The organism is Paraburkholderia sp. A1RI_3L, assembly GCF_048957895.1.
GTDB classification, from domain to species: Bacteria; Pseudomonadota; Gammaproteobacteria; order Burkholderiales; family Burkholderiaceae; genus Paraburkholderia; species Paraburkholderia kururiensis.
Genome location: NZ_JARCHA010000003.1, coordinates 213,822 through 232,924, shown reverse-complemented (window position 1 = coordinate 232,924; position 19,103 = coordinate 213,822). Strand labels below are relative to the sequence as shown.

Below are 19,103 nucleotides of genomic sequence, written 5' to 3'. Positions count from 1 at the left end.
TCAGCCGTTCACGGAGAATGCCATGCTGCCATTCCTGCTCGACGTCCTGATCCGCACCTCCGACCTGCTGCTGGTTTCGATCGGACTGTCCACGCTCTATTCGCTGATCCGCTTTCCCAACATCGCGCACGTGCAGTACGCGATGTTGGGCGCCTTCGCGTCGCTCGGCTGCGAACGCGCCGGACTGCCGCTCGTTCTGGCCGCCGCCGTGTCGTGCACGCTGGTGGGCTGCCTCGCGGTTCTGCTCAATGTTTTCGTATTCGCCCGACTACTGCGTTCGGGCAGCGCGGTCGCGATGATCGGTTCGCTCGCGGTGTCGCTGATCGCCATCGCACTCGTGCTGGGTACGGCAGGTTCGCGACCGCTCCAGTACGCGCAGGACCTGACGCCGCCCCTCTTGATCGGCGGCATCGCCGTGTCGCGCGCGCAACTGGACTCGATTGCGTGCGGCACCCTCACGCTGCTCTTGTTCTCCGCGCTGCTGTACCGAACCGATCTGGGGCGCTCGATGCGCGCACTCGCGTCGAATGGTCCGCTCGCACTCGCAACCGGTATCGACGCCCAGCGCGTCACCAACGTCATCACCTTCGCGAGCGGGGTGCTCGCCGCGCTGGGCGGCACGATGCTCGGCCTCACCGAGAGCGTGCACGTGAACCTCGGCAACGGGCTGCTCATCCCGGTGTTTTCGGCGGCGATCCTCGGCGGTCTGGGCAATCCGCTCGGCGCAGCGGCTGGCGCGCTGCTGATCGCGCTCGCCGAAACGCTGATGCTCAACGTCGATTTCGGCGCGCTGACGGGCTATCCGCAGCTGGCATTCCCCGTGGCCTACGTGAGCGCGGTGTCGTTCCTGATCCTGCTCGTCGCGCTCATGTTCCGGCCGTACGGCATCTTCGACAGGGAGGTGCGGCGTGTCTAGCTTCCTCGTCCATCTGCTGACCTCGGCCTGCCTGTCCGCGATGATGGCGCTCGGACTCAACCTGCAGGCGGGCTACGCGGGCATGGTCAACTTCGGCTTCGTCGCGTTCGCCGGGCTCGGGGCGTACGCAGCCGGCATCGCCTCGCAGCTCGGCTGGACGCTGCCCGCCGCGTTGGCACTCGCGCTCGCAGCGGCGGCCGCGCTGGCCGTCGCGATTGCGCGGCTCGGCCGCCAGTTGTCGTCGGACTACTGGGGCATCGCGACGCTGGCGATTGCGGAGATTCTGCGCACCGTCGCGCTCAACGAAACGTGGCTCACGGGCGGCGCGCAGGGCATCGGCGGCATCGCGCCGCTGTTCGGCGGCCTCGCCGCGCCCTGGTCCGACCTTGCGTTCCTCGGCGTGGCGGCCGGCTGCCTTGCGCTCGTGTACGCCGCCTATCGCCGCATCGTGCGCAGCCGCTTCGGCCGCGCGCTGAAGGTCATGCGCGAAGAGCCGGCGCTCGCCGTCTGCTTCGGCTACGACCCGCTTTCGCTGAAGACGCGCGCGAGTGTCGCGGCCGCCCTGCCCGCCGCGCTGGCCGGTGCGCTGCTCACCTGGTACATCAGCTACGTCGGGCCGGACACGATGCTGTCGTCCGAAACCTTCGCGCTCTGGACCATCGTGATGGTGGGCGGTCTGGGCAGCCATGCCGGCGTGCTGGTGGGCGCGGTGCTGGTTCAGGCCGTGTATTCCTTCGCACCTTTCCTGAAAGACTGGTTCGGCGTGGGCAGCGACCTCGCGGGCGCGGTGCGGCTCGGCCTCGTCGGGCTCATGCTGCTCGCCTGTCTGATGTGGCGGCCGCGCGGCCTGCTGCCCGAACGTCTGGAGACTCACCTATGAGCGCCCTTCTCGAGCTGGATGGCATCGCCATCCGCTATGGCGGCAACACCGTGCTGTCGGGACTCACGCTCTCGGTCGGCAGCGGCGAGATTGTGGGCCTGCTGGGCCCGAACGGCTCCGGCAAGAGCACGGTGCTGAATGCCGTGACCGGTTTCGCGCCGCTCGCAAGCGGCGAGATCCGCTTCGACGGCCGCCGCATCGACCGCTTCGCGCCGCAGCGCATCGCGCAACTCGGCATTCGTCGCACCTTCCAGCTGCCGTCCATGCCGGCCCGGATGTCCGTACTCGAACTGACGATGGCCGCCTCGTCGGCGCGCCACGGACTCGTCGCGGCGCTGCTGCGCGGACCCTCACTGCGCGCACTCGAACGCGAAACACGCGCCCGGGCCGCCGCGCTGCTCGACGAACTCAAGCTCGCCGCCGTGGCACACCTGCCCGCGGCATCGATCTCCGGCGGCCAGAAGAAGCTGCTCGGCATTGCCTGCGCCATGATGACGGCGCCGAAGCTGCTGCTGCTCGACGAACCGACGGCCGGCGTTCATCCGAATCTGCGCGGCGAACTCGTCGCGGAACTGCGGCGCATCCACGGGCTCGGCGTGACGCTCGTCGTGATCGAACACGACATGCATTTCATCCGCGAACTGTGCGACCGCTGCATCGTGCTCGATCGGGGCGCGGCCATCGCCAACTGCAAGCCGGTCGAACTGGAGCGCAACCGCCGCGTGCTCGACGCGTATCTCGGCCGTGCGCGCGGCGGCCGCCGGCCGCTGGAGGCGTCATGATCGAAGTCGACCAACTCGTTGCCGGCTACACCAAGGGCATCGACATCCTGCATGGCGTGTCGCTGCGTGTCGGCGCCGTGGAGATCGTGTCGATCCTCGGTCCGAACGGCTGCGGCAAGTCCACGCTGCTCAAGGCTATTGCCGGATTCGTGCTGCCCCGCTCGGGCACGGTGACGATGCAGGGCCGCGACCTCGCGCGCGAGCCGGTGTATCGCAAGGTTCGCCACCACGGCATCGGCTACGTACCGCAGACCGACAACGTATTCGGCGCACTGACCGTGCGCGAGAACCTGATGCTCGGCGGCCAGGGCATGTCGTCGTTTCCGCGCGAGGCCCGCATCGAGGAGCTGTGCGAGCAATACCCGGTGCTGCGGCGCCGTTACCGTGCGCCGGCCGCGGCGCTCTCGGGTGGCGAGCGGCAGATCGTGTCGCTCGCACGGGCGCTCGTGCCGCGGCCCGCGATGCTGCTGCTCGACGAACCGTCGGCCGGCCTGTCGCCGAAGATGGTGGACGAAGTGTTCGACGCGATTGTCCGCATGCGCGACACCGAACACATCGCCGTGCTGATGGTGGAGCAGAACGCGATCGAGGCGCTGCGCATTGCCGATCGCGGCATCGTGCTGACAATGGGCCGCGTGGCGCTGGAAGGTCCGGCCGCCGAACTGCTCGAAAGCGACGACATGCGGCGGCTCTACCTCGGTGGGAGAGCCGCATGAATCCGGCCACTTCCGGGACGGGAGGCACGAGCAGCACAAGCGGCACGAGCGGCCCGGGCGCGACGACCACGGCACCACAGGCGCGCCCTGCGACGGTCATGGTGGCCGTTGCATGCGGCTTCGTGATGGCGATGCTCGACGTGACCATCGTGAACGTCGCGCTGAAGGCAATGCAGAACAGCCTCGCGATGTCGTTGACGACGCTCGTCTGGGTCGTCGACGCCTACACGCTCAGCTTCGCCGCGCTGCTGCTGTTGGGCGGCGCGCTGGCGAACCGTTACGGCTCGAAGACCATCTATCTGCTCGGTCTCGCGCTGTTCGTCGCCGCCTCGGCGCTGTGCGCGCTCGCGGCGACACCGGCGATGCTGATCGCCGCGCGCCTGCTGCAAGGCGTGGGCGCCGCGCTCTTCATGCCGAGTTCGTTGAGCCTCTTGACGCTCGCGTTCCCGCCCGGCCCGCTGCGCACCCGCATGATCGGCATCTGGGGCGCGCTGGTGTCGGCCGCGATGGCCCTCGGGCCGTGTGTCGGCGGCGTACTGGTGGACGCAATCGGCTGGCGCGGCATCTTCTGGGTCAACCTGCCGGTCGGGGTCGCGGGCTTGTGGCTGACCCAGCGCTACGTGGCACGTTCGCCACGCCATGCCGGGCCGCTCAACGGCACGGGCCATCTGCTCGCCGCTATTGCGCTCGCCGCGTTGAGCCTGACGCTGATCCAGGGGCCGAGCCTCGGCTGGACCTCGCCCGCCATCGTCGCCGGCGCGATAACGACGATCGCCGCCACCGCCGCGTTCGTGCTGCGCGAGCGGTTTGCCCGCTACCGCATCCTCTCGGCCGCGCTGCTCGGCGAGCGGCGCTTCGTGGCGGGTAGCCTGCTCGGCCTCGCCATCAACTTCGGCATCCTTGCCGAAATCTTTCTGATCAGCCTCTACCTGCAGCAGCAGCGCGGATCGAGCCCGCTCGTGACGGGTTTCCAGCTGTTTCCGCTGATGGCGATGTTCGGTATCGGCAATCTCGCCACCGCCCCCGTCAGCGCGCGGCTCGGCTCGCGCGGCGCGCTGCTTACAGGCCTTGCGCTCGCGACACTCGGCAGCGCCGCGCTGCTCGGCATCGACGCGTTGCCGTACGGCGCGATCGCGCTGTGCATCGGCGTCGCCAACTTCGGCGCCGGCCTCGCGATCCCGGCGATGAACCTGGTCGTCATGCAGGCCGCGCGTCCCGAGGATGCCAACCTCGCCGCCGCCTCGCTCAATGCGAGCCGGCAGATCGGCTCGCTCGTCGGCGTGGCCATCGCGTCGGTCGTACTGCATAGCTTCGCCGATGCCGGCCGCGCCACCGCCGCCGGCTTCGCGATCATCGCGGCAGCCTACGCGGGCGGCTTCGCGGTTGTGGTCCGGGCCATCAAGCCCGGCTGAACGCCGGACCATCGGCGCCCGCTCAACGTTCTTCTACTGGCAGCGAGGACAGCATGATCACAGCGACTGGCCGAAAAGGCCTCATTCTGGCGGGCGGCTCCGGTACCCGGCTGCATCCGCTGACGCATTCGGTATCGAAGCAGCTGATGCCCGTCTACGACAAACCGATGATCTACTACCCGCTCAGCACGATCATGCTGTCGGGCATCCGCGAAGTGCTGATCATCTCCACGCCGCGCGATCTGGGCGCGTTCCAGCAACTGCTCGGCGACGGCGCCCAGTGGGGCATGCGTTTCTCGTACGCCGAGCAGCCGCGTCCGGACGGCCTCGCCCAGGCGTTCGTGATCGGCGCGCCGTTCATCGGGCACGACGCGGCCACCCTCGTACTCGGCGACAACATCTATCACGGGCCCGCGCTGTCGTCGCTGCTGCAGCGCGCCGCCGCGAAGACCACGGGCGCGACCGTGTTCGGCTACTACGTGCGCGACCCCGAGCGCTACGGCGTGGTGTCGTTCGACGAAACCGGACGCGCGATCGACCTCGAAGAAAAGCCGAAGCAGCCGAAATCGAATTACGCGGTGACGGGGCTCTATTTCTACGACAACGATGTCGTCGAACTGGCGAAGGCCGTCCGGCCTTCCGCGCGCGGCGAGCTGGAGATCACCGACCTGAACCGCGCCTACCTCGAACGGGGCGCGCTCGATGTGGAGATTCTGGGTCGCGGCTATGCATGGCTCGACACCGGCACACACGAATCGCTGCTGGACGCCGCCAACTTCATTCAAGTGATGCAGGCGCGGCAGGGGCTGCAAATTGCCTGCCCCGAAGAGATTGCCTACCGGCTGGGCTGGATCGGCGCGGACCAACTCGAAGCGCAGGCGCACCGGCTCGCGAAAAACGGCTACGGCCAGTATCTGCTCGACGTGCTGCGCAAGGAGGTGGTCGCATGAAGATCGTCGAAACGCCATTGCCGGGCGTGCTGCTGTTCGAACCCCGTGTGTTCGGCGACGAGCGCGGCTTTTTTGTCGAAAGCTTCCGCGAGAGCTGGCTGCGCGAAGCGGGCATCGACGCGACGTTCGTGCAGGACAACCAGTCGCGCTCGCGGCGCGGCGTGCTGCGCGGCCTGCACTACCAGCGCGTCAATCCGCAGGGCAAGCTGGTTCGCGCCGCTCGCGGCGCCGTCTATGACGTGGCCGTCGACATCCGCCGCGACTCGCCGCATTTCGGCGCATGGTTCGGTACTCGCCTCGACGACGAGTCGCACCGGCAGCTCTGGATTCCGCCGGGCTTCGCGCACGGCTTCTGCGTGCTCTCGGACGACGCGGACTTCGCCTACAAGTGCACGCAGTACTACGACGCCGCCTCGGACGCCGGAATACGCTGGGACGACCCCGATCTCGGCATCGACTGGCCCGTGTTCGACGACATCGCGCCGCAACTCTCCGACAAGGACCGCCTGCATCCGCGCCTCGCCGAACGCGCGCCCGACTCGCTGCCGCGCTACCGGAGCGCATCGTGACGATCCCTGTGACGATCCCCGTGACGATCCCTGCGACCATCCTCGTGACGGGCGCGGGCGGCCAGGTGGGCCAGGAGCTCGTGCGGCGTGCCGGGCAGCATGCGTTGGTCGGGCTGTCGCGCGCGCAGCTCGATATCGCCGATATGGACGCGGTGCGCGCCGCGCTGGCCGCGCATCGCGCGAGTGTGGTCATCAACGCGGCCGCCTGGACGGCGGTGGATCGCGCCGAAAGCGAACCGGAGGCCGCCTGGCGCGCGAACCACGACGGGCCGGCGACGCTCGCTGCCGCCTGTGCCGAAGCCGGGATTGCCCTGTTTCATCTATCGACCGACTACGTGTTCGACGGCCGTGCGCCCGGTGCCTATGCCGAGACCGCGGAGGCCGCACCGCTCGGCGTCTACGGCATGAGCAAATGGGCCGGCGAACAGGCGGTGCGCGCGCATCTGCCGGACCGGCATCTGATCGTGCGGGTCGCGTGGGTATTCGGCGCATACGGCGGCAACTTCGTGCGCACCATGCTGCGCATTGGCCAGGAGCGCGACGTGGTGCGCGTCGTCGCCGACCAGTACGGCGGCCCGACCTATGCGGGCGCCATCGCCGACGCCTTGCTGTCGATCGCCGCGCGCCATCTCGCAGGCGAGCCGCTTGCCTCTGGCACCTACCATTTGTGCGGCACGCCCGTCACGACCTGGCATGGGTTCGCGCAAACGATCTTCACCGCCGCGCAGCGTGCCGGGCTGCTCGCGCGCACGCCGCTCGTTCAGCCCATCCTGAGCTCGGCGTATCCGCTGCCGGCGCCGCGGCCTGCCAATTCGTCGCTCGACTGCACGCGGCTGCGCGAGCGCTTCGGCATCGAAGCCCCGCCGTGGATGGCGGGTTTAAGCGAAACGCTCGACATCTGGAAGCGAACCTCATGAACCATCGTCCGCAGCACGTGCTCGTCACCGGCGGCGCCGGCTTCATCGGCGCCAATTTCGTCCGCCACCTGCTGGCGACCGATCCACACGTGAAGATCGTCACGCTCGATCTGCTGACCTACGCCGGCAGGCTCGACAACCTTGCCGACCTGCCGGACGAGGACCGGCACCGGCTCGTGGTCGGCGACATCTGCGACAGGCAACTGGTCGATGCTTTGTTGCGCGAGCACGCAATCGACACGGTCGTCCATTTCGCCGCCGAGAGTCATGTGGACCGCTCGATCGCAGGGCCCGGCGAGTTCGTCCGCACCAACGTCGTGGGCACCGCGACCCTGCTCGAAGCCGCGCGGCAGTACTGGTTCGGCGAGCAGCGTCTTGACGCCGCCACCGTGCGAGCGCAACGACGCTTTCATCACATCGGCACCGACGAGGTGTACGGCACGCTCGGGCCCGACGATCCCCCGTTTTCCGAAACGACCCGCTACGCGCCCAATTCGCCGTATTCGGCCAGCAAGGCCGGCTCCGATCATCTGGTGCGCGCCTATTGGCACACGTATGGATTGCCCGTCACGACGACCAACTGCTCGAACAACTACGGCCCGCTTCAGCACGACGAAAAATTTGTCCCGACGGTCATCCGCAGTTGTATCGAAGGCACGCGCATCCCGGTGTACGGCGACGGCTCGAACATCCGCGACTGGCTGTTCGTCGACGACCATTGCCGCGCCATCGACACGGTCGTGCGCCGCGGCGCCCCAGGCGAGACCTACAACGTCGGCGGCTGCAACGAATGGCGAAACATCGATATCGTGCGACTGATCTGTGCGCTGATGGACGAGGCCCGACCCGATGGCGCGCCGCATGCGGGGCTGATCCAGTTCGTGACCGACCGGCCCGGACACGACTGGCGCTACGCGATCGACGCGGGCAAGATCATCGACGAACTCGGTTGGCGGCCTCAGGAGAACTTCGAGAGTGGGATTCGCAAAACACTGACGTGGAATCGGGGACGGATAAAAACCTGGACTGATCCGGCGATGAATCGGGGGTGCGGCTAAAAACCTGGCATGGCATTGACGAGTTCAGCATCTGGCCGTGTGCCGATTGACCGGCTCACAACGAACCCGTCGAAGCAGTCTATTACCGGCGACAGATACACCTTGCCGGCAGGGATCTGGAATTCGGTGATGTCAGTGAGCCATTTCTGATTCGGGGCGGCTGCACGGAAATCACGATTGATGAGATTCTCCGGAGCGGGAGTGATTTCTCCACGATAGGAGCCATAGCGACGTCGTCTGGTCGATGCGGCGGCCAGGCCTTCTTGTCGCATCAAACGTCGCACGACCTTCTCTGAGATAAAGACCTGCTGCCTGCCCAACGCCGCACGGATTCGACGATAGCCGTAACAGCAGGGAGATCCGGTGCGGGGCAGCCAAGCCATCATCGCCGCGCTGGAATCAGACCAGCCCCCGCTGCATCTCGTCATTGGAGGTGATGCGCTCGATCTTGTCCGCACCAAGCTCGAGGACCTGAGGCGCGATCTCGACACATGGGAGCGTCTGACGAGAAGCACGGATTACGAGACTTGAGAGGTCGCGCGAACGCACCCAGCTGGCTGCTTTGGCCCTGTCGTCTGGCACCTCCGTGCGAAAGGCGGCGACATTGAAACCCGCTGTTCTAGCGGACCCGAATGCTTTCGAGGAAGCGAGCCATGATCAGGATCATGTTGCTTACGCCTACGTTCGCACCGAGCGCCTGCGGTAAAGCCGCTCCGACTGACGCGATGAAATTTCTTGCTGCTCGTCCCGAGCATTTGCGGGAAGTCGAACAGCGGTCAGCGATTTAACTTCGCGTACTACACCACCGCTTCGCAACAGACGCGGCTCCGAGTGAAGGTCGACCCAAAATCACTGGAGCTTGTTGAGGCGCTAATACTTTGACTTTGGCACAGGCGGACGCGTCACCGCCAGACCGGTACCGCTCGGTGTTGGTTTCGCCCACAGCGCCTCGCTGTATCGCGAACGTGTCGGAGTACCAGACTTGCAGCCATGTTTGTGCGTCGTGGCGAGGTGCGAAGAACGCAAAACGAAGCGCAGCAGCGCCGATCACTTTCCGTGCGATTGGGATTCCCGGCGTTAAGCGACGCTTCGGCAACGCGTACGCGAGATCATTTCCGGAGAGGCAGTGTCACCGGGAGCGAAGGCATTCGCATTCCCGGGCATTCACTTAAGGGCATCCTTCACCACGTATGCGCTATCAGCACCTTCTCGCTCCAGCATGGCTGCACGTCGACATGTATGGGAGAGCGCACTCATTTGCCTTGAATAGGAGCACATCGGATGAGGATTAGCTTGCGTTTCCTGCTGTTGCTTGGTGCGTTGACCGGCTATCTGCAGTTCAACATCGCAATGTCGCAAGAGAGCACCGATACACCGTTTTCCCCTGGGGTGCGCATTTCACCAGAATCGCCTATCCCGGGAAGTACAGGCTATCCGAGGATTGTACGAGTGATGAACGAAGCGGGGCATTACACCGGCGATCTGGTTGCGAGTTCCCGAAGCGACATCTTTTCCAGTGGTGACCACGGCAAGACCTGGACCCGGATCAGTACCATTGACGCCTCGTCGAACGGTCTCACCCTCAGGTGCTGCGAAACCCTCTTTCAGTTAGACCGACAAGTTGGAAGCTTGCCGCGCGGTACCCTCGTCTATGCCGCAGCGTACCTGGAGGGGAAAACGCCTGCCATCGGTTACTTCACAAGCGGTGACCACGGGCGGGTTTGGCAATATCAAGGCATTCCGGTGGCGAGAGGCGATCTCCATCATGGCCTTTGGGAGCCTCAATTCGAGATTGCGGATGACGGGGCACTGGTCATGTTCTGGTCTGACGAGACGGATCCTGCGCATAGCCAGAAGCTTGTCCAGATGCGCAATTATTTCAAGGGCGCCGGCTGGGAAGATCAGCGAGATACCGTAGCCAGCGGTGTAAAGCAGGACCGCCCAGGCATGGCCGTGGTCAGCCGCATTTCAAACGGCCGGTTCTTCATGACATACGAGGTTCAGGGGCCCCGGTTTTCGGGCACTGTACATGCGCGTGTCTCGACAGATGGATGGAATTTTGGTGATCCCACGTATCTGGGTTTTGTGCCAAAGGATGAGAAGGGTGAGTATTTTAAGGTCGCTCCGAATAACACGTGGCTTCCCGGTTCGATGAAAGAGAGTGGCCGGATCATCGTAGTTGGCAGGAATCTGGTCGACAGCAACGGCAGGCAGGCCCCGCTCGACGGGCGCGTATTGTTCGCGAATGCCGATTCGGAAGGACATGGAGTCTGGACCAGGTTGCCGGCACCGGTGCAAGTCGGCGGCATACCGCCAAGCACAGACATCAATTGCGCCAATTATTCGTCAGCGCTGCTCGCCTATCCGAATGGACGCGGATTGGTGGAACTCGCGACAAAGCCTGACAATCCCGGCGTCAAATTTGGGAAAGGGTGCACGGTCTACGTCGGTCATCTGGATATTGGCCCCTAGCAGACCAACAGAAGATGTCCGCTGGCACATCGGCCAGCCCTTCTGAGCGATCGCGATGGCCGTGGCGGACAAGACGCTCGTCAACGTCGCAGGTCGAGGTTGACGCCGGCTTCAAGCCGAGTGCAGCTGTCTAACGTGCCGCGTCGGCCAGAAGCGGCCGCTCGACACCTCCGCATGGATCATTAGCCATTGGTATCTCGGACATCGAGGTTACCTCATGCGCAGATTACAGGCACCGCGCTGCTATATTGCGGGCGGCGACGTCGCGGAGCCAATCTTCATACTGGATGGGGCAGTCTCCGAGCGGCTCTTCGCGTCGGGATTCTGGAAGCGAATCAACAGCTCGTGGGGCACGATGTTCGACCAATTCGAAGACGACGAGGCTGCGCCCACGATTCTTTTGCAAATTGCATCCGAGCTAGAGTCTTGCGTTCGGTCGCTTCACTCGCAGAGTGGAGACACGGTGTGTTTCGTTTGCGGTTGATCCCCTACGGGGGACGCTGACACTGTTGAGGTTCAGCGGAAGTATCTTGTCTCGCAACGGGTCATGCTACGAAGCCTCCTTGCTTCGGCTGCTGCCAACAGGGAAGCGCTTGAATTCAGTCTTTGACTGCAGCCTGCTTGCGAAATGGGCTGGCCACGGCCCGACGAGAGCCCGCGACCTGCGTGCTTGACGGCCGCAGGCCTCGGAAGACGCAAATCAGGTGAGGGGTCGCGGCGCCGTTGCGCGTTTAACGCGGTCCGGGGATGAAGAGCAGCTTGCCGTGCGCGCGACCGGCCATGCTAAGTTCGACCGCTTCCCGCCAGTCTTCCCACGTGAACGTGCGCGCGACCGGAATGGCGAACTGCCCGACGGCGGCCAACCGGGCGTAGTCTCCGAGTACATCGTAGCGATGCACCCCCTCCTTCTCGCGCCCTGTCGTGCGAACGCCGAGGCCGCCCTCGTCAAAATCGCTGAAGCTCATCACCCGGCGAGGGTCGCCGCCCACGATCCGGATGAGGTCGGGCAGCACGCCTTCGACACGCGCGGTATGCAAGGCGAAATCCGTCGCGCCTTGCGCGATCTCGCGAACACGCTCGACCATCCCTTCGCCATAGGGCGTCACTTTCGCGCCTAGCGCACGCAAGCGATCCGCGAACGTTTCGCCGGCACTAGCGATCACATGGGCGCCCCGCAGCAGCGCGATCTGAACAGCGGCGAACCCGGTCATCGTCCCGCCGCCGTTGATCATGATGGTTTGCCCTTTCGATAGACCAAGCAGGTCGATGCTGCGGGTGGCCGTTTCAACGGCCATGGGAAGACACGCCGCGTGCTCGAGGCTCAACCCGTGCGGCACGGCAAACCAGACTTTCAGGACGGCGAATTCCGCCGCTCCGGCGGTGGGATAGCCGAGATAGTCGGGAACGCCAAAGACGGGATCGCCAAGGTTGATGTCAGTGACGCCTTCCCCGATTGCATCGACCGTCCCCGCCACGTCGAAGCCGATGCCGCGCGGCGGCGGCAGCGGAAAGAAGCCCTGGCACACCGCCCAGTCGGCCGGATTAAAAGCGCACGCATGAACCCGGACACGCACCTGCCCCGCGCGGGGTGAGGGGACGGGAACATCGGCCAGATGCAGGACATCCGCCGGCGCACCATAGCGCTGAACCCAAAGGGCTTTCATCGTTGACGGATCGGAACTCGACATTGCAATTCTCCGTGACGGTTGGCAGTGGATGCGAGACGCGCGGTTGCCTCTCCCATGCTTGCGGCGCACGGAGAACAACGATAGCGTATCGTCATATGCTGACGATACGCGTAAAGTCAGCTTGTGACAATACGATTGGTGAATCATGCCCAGAGATCCCGAAAAAGTGCGGCGCCGCCTTCAGGAGGCGGCGCTCAAGCTCTATCAAACCCGTGGTTACGACGGCACGACGGCGGCCGACATCGCCGCTGAGGCCGGTGTCACGCAGCGCACGTTCTTTCGTCATTTCCCTGATAAGCGGGAAGTGCTGTTCGGGGGGGAAGACGAGTTCATCTCGACACTGACGAGCGCGGTGGCGAGCGCTCCGCCAGATCTAGGACCGCTGGAAGCCCTGGTTCGCGCGTTCCCGTCGGTCGAGCCGCTCTTCATCCAGAATCGCTCGTTTACCGAGCCGCGCCGGTACATCATCGCGGCCAACCCTGCCTTGCAGGAGCGGGCACAGACCAAGTCCCGCGCCGTCACGTCGGCGCTCGTGGAGGCATTCCGGCAGCGTGGTGTGTCCGACAAGGCCGCCAGCCTCGCGGCACAAGTCGGAATGGCGACGCTAGGGCAGGCGGTTGCGGCCTGGTTCGAAAACGGGTCGACGGATCTTGGCGTCCACGTCGAACACGCGTTCAAGGAATTGAGCGATCTCGTGACGTTTGCCCAGAGGCCACGAGACGAGAGAGGGGTGCGGTAGTCCTCACGCCCGGACTGTCGTTATCGGCCTCGAAGTTGTCATTCGGTGCCCGATGACAGAAGGTCAGCGTCGGGTCGACGGGGGCCAGTCACCAGCCAGGTTCGACCGAGATGCAATGACATCGGGCGCCGCCGCGATGACTCACGAAGCCTGAAAGGTGTTTGTGAAGAAAGGCGCCCACCCATTCTTGAGGCAGGCGCCGTGGCTGTTATCGAGGCAGGTAGAAATCCATGGGAATAAGCTCGACGGCCCATCCGCCTTCTTCGCCCAGAGTGGCGGCCGGGTGCATGGACGCGATGCGCAACGCGTCGTCAAGGCTATCTGCTTCGATGATGAACAGGCCGCCCACGACTTCCTTCGACTCGGTGTAGGGTCCATCGGTCACGTGTGTCTTGCCACCGCGCGGGCGAAGCGTACGCCAGCCGCTCAGATCGCCAAGCGACGCGGAAACCAGAACCTTGCCGGTAGCACGCATGTTCTCGTCCAACGCGGGGCATCGGCTCAACAATTCCTTGATGTCGTCCGGTGGCATCGCAGCAAACCTTTCAGGGGTGTAGTAGGCCAAGCCGAGGTATTTCATAGGAGATCCCTTGAGTGTGTATGGACTGACGACGAAGCTGACGATCGGAAATCGACAATGCTTCTGGATGCTTGAACGCTGTCGGCGATGGTTGGGAGCGCCTAACGTTACGTCAGTTTGACGAAGCAAGCTTCATGATCCGCTCCGCCCGTCGCACGACGGGCCGGTCCACCATGCTTCCATCTATCATCAGTGCGACGCCCTTCCCGTCCTGCGCCGCATCAAGCACACATCGCGCCCACGCTATGTCGCTTTCCGATGGCGCATAACCCTGGTTCACCGTGACCACCTGTTTCGGGTGAATGCATAGCTTGCCGAAGAACCCAAATCGCTTGCCGTTGCTGGTGTCGCGTTCGAGTTGCAACGCGTCGTGCACCGCGACCGTTACGCCGTCGACAGGGGCATCGATACCGGCCACACGCGAGACTTTCGTGAGCTCTGCCCGAAAGCCGTTGAGTTCCTCGTTGTCCACGTCCATCTGCATATCGAGCGTGAAGTCGAGCGTGCCGAACATGAGCTGACGCACGCATGGCGCCTTCGCAATTTCAAGTGCGTTGCACATGCCCTTCGCACTTTCAATGAGCGGGAAGATGGCCGTTTGCTGCTTTGCGGCGCTGACGAGCGCGGCTACGTCGGCGGAACATTCTGCTTTCGGCAGCACGAGCCCCGCGATTCCCGGCAGACGGCTCAACTGTGCGTCTTCCTCGAACCACGGCGTGTCACGGGCATTGACACGGACATACACCACGCGGTCTTCTCGCGCCCAGGTAGCGACAGAATGGCGGGCCGATATCTTGTCCGCCGCGGCAACCGCGTCTTCCAGATCGATGATTACCGCGTCGGCGCCGCTCTTCATCGCACGGTCGAAGCGATCCGGCCTGCTTCCGGGTACAAAGAGATAGGAGCGGTGTTTCCCAGCGCCATGTTCTGTCATGTCGTTCCTTATGGTTCATGCGTACAGTCGTCGGGTGCACAGTCGCAGACATTCACCCTCTGTTTGCGCGCAAACGCAAAAGCGCCAGCACGCTGTCGATGGTCGGCGTGCCAAGTCCGGCTATGTCGCGCATGGCCTCGATCGAATCGGCGAGCGGCTGATATTCGAGCGGACGTCCTCGCTCAAGATCCTGCAACATCGACATCTTGTGATGAGGCGCCGAGCGCGCCGCCGCCAGCCGTTCTTCAACCGCAATGGGCGGCGGCCCGCCCAGCGCGCACGCCACGGCATCGGCTTCCTGCATCATGCGACGCACGACGTCCACGGCGCCTGGGCTCGCAGCCAGCTCGCCCCACGTAGCAAGCGTCAACGCCGCTACCGGATTCCAGCACAAGCTGCTGATCATCTTGATCCAGAGCCAGCTACGGATGTTGTCGACTACAGGCGATTCGAAGCCTGCGGCGCACATCGCTTCCGACAGACGCCGCACACGCGCCGATACAGAACCGTCCGGCTCGCCGAGTGGCAGCTTTGCGTAGCTACCGTCCTGATGAACGACGCCCGGCGCGACGACTTGAGCCGCCACGCGAAACACACAACCGAGTACACGCTGCGGCGGGATAGCACGCCATAGCGTGCCACCGGGATCGAGCCGGTCGATGCGGCGATTGGCATGCGCGCCCGGCTGCCCGTAGAAGTACCAGTAAGGAATGCCGGTGGTCGGTGGAATGAGCGAAGTATGCGTGCCGATGAGCGGCTCGATGGAATTCACCACGTCTAGCAGTTGATGCTGCTTCAGCGCAAGGAATACGTAGTCCTGCACATCGAGCGACGCGGGGTTGTCCGTTGCCTTCACATGTGCCGTGACCTCGCCCGCGGCGTCGACAATGCGTATGCCCTGCCGGCTGATCGCATCCAGTTGCTCGCCGCGCGCAACGACGCTGACCTCGATACCCGAAACGCAAGCGAGGCGCCCGGCGATCAGACTGCCGATAGCCCCGGCTCCATAGACACACACCTTCATCGCGCGACTTCTTCCGAGATGCGCTTCAGTGCTTCGCGCTGACTCTCCTCGTGACTCGGAGCACGGCCCTCGGCAATAGCGAGCAGGTCCACATCACGCGTCTCGGGCCCGGCCCATGCGCTGAACAGAAACAGCAGTCCGCCGACGCATTCGAGCACCAGTGGGGTGTACTCGTAAGGCATGAACTTCTGCAGGCCGAGCAGCCAGAAGCTGTAGAGGCCCGGCACGATCACGCTCAGGTAGTAAGCAAGCGAATAGCCGGTGGAGCGCATCCGCGTCGGAAAGCATTCGTTCAGGTATGTGATGACGATGCCGAGCGACCCGCTTGCGATAATCATCAAGACAGATATCGCAACACCCATGCCGGCGGCGTCGTGTGCGCCTTTGCCGTATTCGACGATCGTGTGATAAAGGAAAGGCGACAACGTGATCGCGACACCGAAGATCATCAACATCCGCCGCCGCCCGATCCTTTGACTCAGGATGCCGAACGCGACCACCGCAATCATCACCGCCACGTTCGCAACGATCGCCCATTTCGTGAAGATGGAAGCCGGCACGTGCAGATAACCCATCATCAGGGAGGGCAGCAGCGAGAGCGCCATCTGGTTGCTGAACCAGTAGCCGGTCATCATCAGAAAGAGAATGCCCGCCTTGCGCACGTGCGCGCGATTGCCCAGAAGCTCGCCGAGCGGTTGCTTTTTGGCGCGCGTGCCGTGCAGGCCCTTGAACTCCAGCTCCGGCACCTTCGCGTAATAAAACAGATAGACCACCCCGAACAACACGCCGGCCAGAAAAGGCAGCCGCCATCCCCACGCGCTGTACTGCGCTCTGGAGATGACGAGCAGCAGCACGAACTGGATGGCGTTGATGGCGATCACCGAAAACACGGCCGATGCGGCCATCAGCCCGCCGACAAGCCCGCGCATCGGGATAGGAGAACGTTCGAGCGCGAGCGGCAGCGCAGACGCATAGCCGCCGCCGAGAAAAATGCCGTCCAGAAACCGCAGCAGAATGAAGAGCACCACCGCCCCATAGCCCCACTGTGCATAGCCGGGCATGATCGACAGCACGAACGTGACGAAGGTAAATCCGGCCGAAACCAGCATGGCGATCTTCTTGCGTCCGTACTTGTCGCTGAGATGTCCGAATATCAAACCGCCCAGCGGACGACCGAGCAGCGTGGCGGTGAAGATCAGCGTGCTGACCGTGACCTGAATCGACTCGGGCAGCGACTTCGGTATGAAATAGCCGATGATTGCCGGCAGGATGAATGCCGGAAGATAGATATCGAACGTGTCGATGAACATCATGAACGCTCCACCGAACATGGAACGTTTCGCCGCGGGCGAGAGGCTCGCGGCTGTCGGCTGATTCATGGCAATGTCTCCTCGATTGGATTTCCCGGCGCGGCACCGCAACGGCACGCGCCGCTTAAGTCAGCAGAACGTCAGCCGAACGTCGCGTCGGCCTGCATGGATACGCTGCCGTCCGGCAGTGCCGTCCAGACCGTTGCATCGCTGCCGCTCGCGTGTGCGTTGATCGTGAGCACGGTGCCGAGCACGCTCGGCTGCATGCCGCGGTAGCGGAACGTCGCGAGCGATTTACCCGCGATCTCTTCGGCGTACATGGCCAGAAGCGTCGCGTGCAGCGGGCCGTGAATCACGAGGTTGCTGTAGCCCTCCACCTCGCGGCAATAGTCGACGTCGTAATGAATACGGTGGCCGTTGAACGTCAGCGCCGAATAGCGAAACAAGGTGGTCGACGTAGGCTCGAAGCGCCTGCTGTGCTGCGCCGCGGGCATGGCAGTCGCGGCCGAAGGCGGGCGCGGGCCTGGCGGCGCCGTTTCCTTGTAGACGATATCGTGATGCTCGCTGATTGCGGTGCGGCCTTCATGTAGCACGTCATGCCGTACGGTGACGAATACCAGTTCGCCGCTGCGCCCCTGCTTGTGTTCGACAGAGACGATCCGCGAACGCTTCTCGACGCTCGCGCCCAACGGCAGCGGTGCGAGAAACTCGAGCCGGCCGCCTGCCCACATGCGATTGGGCAGCGGCACGGGCGGCAGGAAGCCGCCGCGTGCCGGATGACCGTCGCGCCCGAGCTCCGACGGCGGAGAGCCGCTCAGGAAGTAGATCCAGTGCCATAGCGGCGGCAGCGGCACGCCTTCGACCAGGGCGGCGGGATCAAGGCCCAGCGTGGCGGCCATCAGGTGCGCGTGACGAACCGACAACGTATCGACATCCGACATCTCCTTGCCGACCCATTGCTTCAGATGCGCCATATCCACACGACTCATGACGGTTCTCCTATCGCTACGTCTGCGAACTCCTCGCGTAGTGCGGCTCCCTGCTGATTCAACCGCGGTGCCGGCATGAATCGCTGCGCGTCCCACGGCGCGCGCACGGCCGGCGCAATCAGGTCGAGTTCGCAGTCGCCCACCTGCATCGGCCATGTACGAAGAGCCGGGTGCTTCGCCATTTCCGCAACGGAGCGTACCTGTCCGAATGCCGTGTTGGCTTCGGTCAGCCGGTGCAGCACTTGCTCGACATCCAGCAATGCAAATGCCCTGGCGATTACGGCATCGAGCGCGGCGCCGTTTCGCACGCGCGCATTGTTCGTCGCGAAGCGTTCGTCGTTCGCAACATCGGGCGCGCGCAGAAAGACGGCGCAAAACTGTTGCCACTCGCGCTCGTTCTGGATGCTGATCACGATGTCGCGACCATCGCGCGTCGTGTAGGCACCATAGGGCGCAATCGACGGATGCCGCACGCCCTGCCGCGTCGGCGCGCCCTTTCCATACATTTCGTGGACATAAGGAATCGTCATCCAGTCGGCAGCGCCATCGAACAGCGATACCGCGACGCCCGTGCCCGCCCCCGTTCGTTCACGCAGCGCCAAGGCCGAAAGGACCGCGATCGTGGCGTTCATGCCCGCGCCGATGTCGCAGATCGACACGCCGATGCGTCCGTACCCTTCGGGCGTGCCCGTGATCGACACGAGCCCGCTCTCGCATTGCACCAGCATGTCGTAGGCCTTGAGCGCGCTCGCGCCACCTTCGCCGTAACCGGTGATGTCGCACGTGATGAGCCGCGGGTTGCTCCTGCGCAGCGCAGCGCTGTCGAGGCCGGCACGTGCGAGTGCGCCGGGCGCGAGGTTCTGGACGAAGACGTCCGCCCTCGAAACGATGCGTTTGAGCAATGCTGCATCTTCCGGTTGCTTGAAATCGAGGACGAGCGACTCCTTGCCGCGATTGGTCCAGACGAAGTACGACGACTCGCCGTTCGCCGCGTCGTCGTAGCCGCGCGCGAAGTCGCCCTCCGCGCGTTCGATCTTGATGACGCGCGCGCCCATTTCGGCGAGCCGGCCGGTGCACAGCGGCGCGGCCAGCGCCTGCTCTATGGAGACCACCAGAAGCCCTTCCAGTGGTTTCGTGTTCATCTGCTTTGCCGCCGATGCGGACATG

Annotated in this window: 18 protein-coding genes and 1 pseudogene; 11 read left to right on the top strand and 8 right to left on the bottom strand. The window is 64.3% G+C overall.

Going from position 1 to position 19,103, the window contains the following annotated elements; genetic code table 11:
- Positions 1 to 22 precede the first annotated feature (22 nt).
- The 9 genes from PXJ20_RS10850 (at position 23) to rfbB (ending at position 8,200) form a co-directional block, all read left to right on the top strand.
- A complete protein-coding gene (locus tag PXJ20_RS10850) occupies positions 23 to 916 on the top strand; it encodes a branched-chain amino acid ABC transporter permease (protein ID WP_017777814.1) in 894 nt (297 codons plus the stop codon).
- The gene (locus PXJ20_RS10845) at positions 909 to 1,796 is read left to right on the top strand and encodes a branched-chain amino acid ABC transporter permease (protein WP_017777813.1); all 888 of its coding nucleotides are present in this window, start codon (positions 909 to 911) and stop codon (positions 1,794 to 1,796) included. The genes PXJ20_RS10850 and PXJ20_RS10845 overlap by 8 nt, the downstream gene beginning before the upstream one ends.
- Positions 1,793 to 2,578, top strand: a complete 786-nt coding sequence (locus tag PXJ20_RS10840) for an ABC transporter ATP-binding protein (RefSeq protein ID WP_421030687.1) — start codon at positions 1,793 to 1,795, stop codon at positions 2,576 to 2,578. Before PXJ20_RS10845 ends, PXJ20_RS10840 begins: the two co-directional genes overlap by 4 nt.
- The gene (locus PXJ20_RS10835; protein ID WP_042300273.1) at positions 2,575 to 3,294 is read left to right on the top strand and encodes an ABC transporter ATP-binding protein; all 720 of its coding nucleotides are present in this window, start codon (positions 2,575 to 2,577) and stop codon (positions 3,292 to 3,294) included. Before PXJ20_RS10840 ends, PXJ20_RS10835 begins: the two co-directional genes overlap by 4 nt.
- A gap of 98 nt (positions 3,295 to 3,392) precedes the next feature.
- Positions 3,393 to 4,706: an MFS transporter gene (locus PXJ20_RS10830; RefSeq protein WP_421031001.1), complete on the top strand. Its 1,314-nt coding sequence runs from the start codon at positions 3,393 to 3,395 to the stop codon at positions 4,704 to 4,706.
- 53 nt (positions 4,707 to 4,759) lie between these two features.
- Positions 4,760 to 5,656, top strand: a complete 897-nt coding sequence (gene rfbA, locus PXJ20_RS10825; protein WP_421030686.1) for a glucose-1-phosphate thymidylyltransferase RfbA — start codon at positions 4,760 to 4,762, stop codon at positions 5,654 to 5,656.
- Positions 5,653 to 6,225, top strand: coding sequence for a dTDP-4-dehydrorhamnose 3,5-epimerase (gene rfbC, locus PXJ20_RS10820; RefSeq protein ID WP_421030685.1), 573 nt, complete (start codon positions 5,653 to 5,655; stop codon positions 6,223 to 6,225). Before rfbA ends, rfbC begins: the two co-directional genes overlap by 4 nt.
- Positions 6,222 to 7,142, top strand: a complete 921-nt coding sequence (gene rfbD, locus PXJ20_RS10815) for a dTDP-4-dehydrorhamnose reductase (RefSeq protein ID WP_421030684.1) — start codon at positions 6,222 to 6,224, stop codon at positions 7,140 to 7,142. Before rfbC ends, rfbD begins: the two co-directional genes overlap by 4 nt.
- A complete protein-coding gene (gene rfbB / locus PXJ20_RS10810; protein ID WP_421030683.1) occupies positions 7,139 to 8,200 on the top strand; it encodes a dTDP-glucose 4,6-dehydratase in 1,062 nt (353 codons plus the stop codon). Before rfbD ends, rfbB begins: the two co-directional genes overlap by 4 nt.
- A gap of 8 nt (positions 8,201 to 8,208) precedes the next feature.
- Here the strand turns inward: rfbB and PXJ20_RS10805 are convergent.
- Positions 8,209 to 8,550: pseudogene (locus PXJ20_RS10805) on the bottom strand (IS3 family transposase); the annotation flags it as partial.
- Between the two features lie 931 nt (positions 8,551 to 9,481).
- Here PXJ20_RS10805 and PXJ20_RS10800 point away from each other — a divergent pair.
- Entirely contained in the window at positions 9,482 to 10,672 is a 1,191-nt protein-coding gene (locus PXJ20_RS10800) for a sialidase family protein (RefSeq protein WP_421030682.1), read from the top strand.
- Between the two features lie 731 nt (positions 10,673 to 11,403).
- Here PXJ20_RS10800 and PXJ20_RS10795 read toward each other — a convergent pair.
- Positions 11,404 to 12,360, bottom strand: a complete 957-nt coding sequence (locus PXJ20_RS10795; protein ID WP_421030681.1) for an NADP-dependent oxidoreductase — start codon at positions 12,358 to 12,360, stop codon at positions 11,404 to 11,406.
- A gap of 145 nt (positions 12,361 to 12,505) precedes the next feature.
- Here PXJ20_RS10795 and PXJ20_RS10790 point away from each other — a divergent pair, with 145 nt between their 5' ends.
- The gene (locus PXJ20_RS10790) at positions 12,506 to 13,099 is read left to right on the top strand and encodes a TetR/AcrR family transcriptional regulator (protein WP_233411501.1); all 594 of its coding nucleotides are present in this window, start codon (positions 12,506 to 12,508) and stop codon (positions 13,097 to 13,099) included.
- 208 nt (positions 13,100 to 13,307) lie between these two features.
- On the opposite strand, the gene PXJ20_RS10785 is transcribed toward PXJ20_RS10790, so the two are convergent.
- The 6 genes from PXJ20_RS10785 to PXJ20_RS10760 form a co-directional block, all read right to left on the bottom strand.
- A complete protein-coding gene (locus PXJ20_RS10785; RefSeq protein ID WP_017777798.1) occupies positions 13,308 to 13,679 on the bottom strand; it encodes a YciI family protein in 372 nt (123 codons plus the stop codon).
- 112 nt (positions 13,680 to 13,791) lie between these two features.
- A complete protein-coding gene (locus PXJ20_RS10780; RefSeq protein ID WP_421030680.1) occupies positions 13,792 to 14,613 on the bottom strand; it encodes an HpcH/HpaI aldolase/citrate lyase family protein in 822 nt (273 codons plus the stop codon).
- A 52-nt stretch (positions 14,614 to 14,665) separates the two neighbouring features.
- Positions 14,666 to 15,637 (bottom strand): ketopantoate reductase family protein, encoded by a 972-nt coding sequence (locus PXJ20_RS10775; RefSeq protein WP_421030679.1) that lies wholly within the window; start codon positions 15,635 to 15,637, stop codon positions 14,666 to 14,668.
- Positions 15,634 to 17,016: an MFS transporter gene (locus PXJ20_RS10770; RefSeq protein WP_421030678.1), complete on the bottom strand. Its 1,383-nt coding sequence runs from the start codon at positions 17,014 to 17,016 to the stop codon at positions 15,634 to 15,636. Before PXJ20_RS10770 ends, PXJ20_RS10775 begins: the two co-directional genes overlap by 4 nt.
- 71 nt (positions 17,017 to 17,087) lie before the next feature.
- Positions 17,088 to 17,936 carry an FAS1-like dehydratase domain-containing protein gene (locus tag PXJ20_RS10765; protein ID WP_421030677.1) on the bottom strand — a complete coding sequence of 283 codons (849 nt, stop codon included), beginning with the start codon at positions 17,934 to 17,936 and terminating at the stop codon, positions 17,088 to 17,090.
- Entirely contained in the window at positions 17,933 to 19,102 is a 1,170-nt protein-coding gene (locus PXJ20_RS10760; RefSeq protein WP_017777793.1) for a CaiB/BaiF CoA transferase family protein, read from the bottom strand. Before PXJ20_RS10760 ends, PXJ20_RS10765 begins: the two co-directional genes overlap by 4 nt.
- Position 19,103 lies beyond the last annotated feature (1 nt).